The 1,354-nt window shown below is 66.3% G+C and carries 1 protein-coding gene; it reads right to left on the bottom strand.

Translation table 11 applies throughout. From position 1 onward, the window contains the following. Positions 1–49 precede the first annotated feature (49 nt). Complete coding sequence (locus tag DWW51_RS10145; RefSeq protein ID WP_117774420.1) at positions 50–1,168, bottom strand: IS1249 family transposase; 1,119 nt, start codon at positions 1,166–1,168, stop codon at positions 50–52. Positions 1,169–1,354 lie beyond the last annotated feature (186 nt).

The raw sequence follows: 1,354 nt of genomic DNA, 5'->3' as shown, positions 1-1,354 counted from the left end.
GGCTTATAGGACAAAATGTGTGTCCCGATAGAACATCCGTTTCCATCCATTAATCCAGCCAGAACGGGTACGGGTCCCTGTGGTGGAGATCCTCCCACACGGCCCTGTCGCCCCACTCCGGCCCTCCGTCCTCGCGCGACGGCGAGGCGGAGTAGACGCTGAACAGGAAGTCGATGTCCGCGTCGGTCGGCATCGCGGCGAGCTTCTCGCGCGCCGTCCTCGCGTCCCCCGAATGAGCGTGGCACCACCAGAACACCGCCTTAACGCGCTTGACGGACGTCAGCCCCCGGTGGTTGCGCAGGACGGCCCTCAGCTGCGAGTTCACCCCTCCCTCGATCATGTTGTTGGTCGACGGCAGCGGGCCGGCCTTGGCCAGGGCGGGGTCGAGGTAGGTGAACAGCGTCCCCGCCGACACCAGCGACGACAGCGACGAGCGCGCCCGCCTCAGCCTCTCGTGGGTGTAGACCCTCCTGCCGTCCACCACGGTCCTGTCCTCCAGGAAGTCGGCCCAGAACCCGCACCAGTCGAGGTAGCGCTCGACCCAGAGCTCCGCCCGGTGCAGCGTCTCGATGCCCATGAGGTCGCGCGCGACGAGGTAGAGCTCGCGCCCCGCCTGGAGCTTCGGCCGCGTCGTCGTGTAGCGCTTGACCTGCGAGAAGGCGTGGAAGGTGCACCTCTGGACCCTGGTGCGCGGCCAGGTCTCGCGCACGGCCTTGGCGAACCCGCTCCCGCCGTCGGTGACGACCACCTCGGGCGCCGGGATCGGCGCCATGAGGGCCGACCACGCCCTCGAGTTCTCCGACCTCGCCATGTACCAGGAGACCACCCTCTCGCCGCTGCAGCATATGAGCACGACGAGGTCGCGCGCGACCCAGATCCCGTCGACGTGGAGCACGCGGTGGAGCTCGCCGTCGGGGACGGGCATGGGCCAGACCTCCCAGAACTCGGCCGTCCTGCGCCTGAAGGACCGCCCGCCGCCCGGCATCGCGGCCTGCGAGTCCTTCGAGAGGAGCCACCCGAGGAACTCCTCGAGCCTCGCCGCCGTGTCGTCGTACCTCACCGTCGTCGACGCGCCGCAGGCCGTGCACCTCCACCGCTGGGACCCCGATGAGGTCCTGCCGTTGCGCTTGGTCCGACCGCCGCAGTAGGGGCAATAAACGGCCTTCATGGGCACCTCTTCCGAAAGAGTATTTAACGGTTCCGGAAAAGGTTATCTACCTGCGGGAACGATAGGCAACCGGACACACATTCTGTCCGAGCGGTTAAAAGCGGGCACGGAATTTAAACGGCTAAAAAAGGGGCATCGACCTGCGCCGATGCCCCTAAAGTAGACACACATTTTGTCCTATAAGCC

The sequence above is a fragment of the Collinsella sp. AF15-51 genome (genome assembly GCF_003462845.1).
In the GTDB taxonomy this organism is placed as follows: Bacteria; Actinomycetota; Coriobacteriia; order Coriobacteriales; family Coriobacteriaceae; genus Collinsella.
The sequence above is the reverse complement of the archived record's forward strand: the minus strand, read 5'-3'. Positions and strand labels throughout refer to the sequence as shown.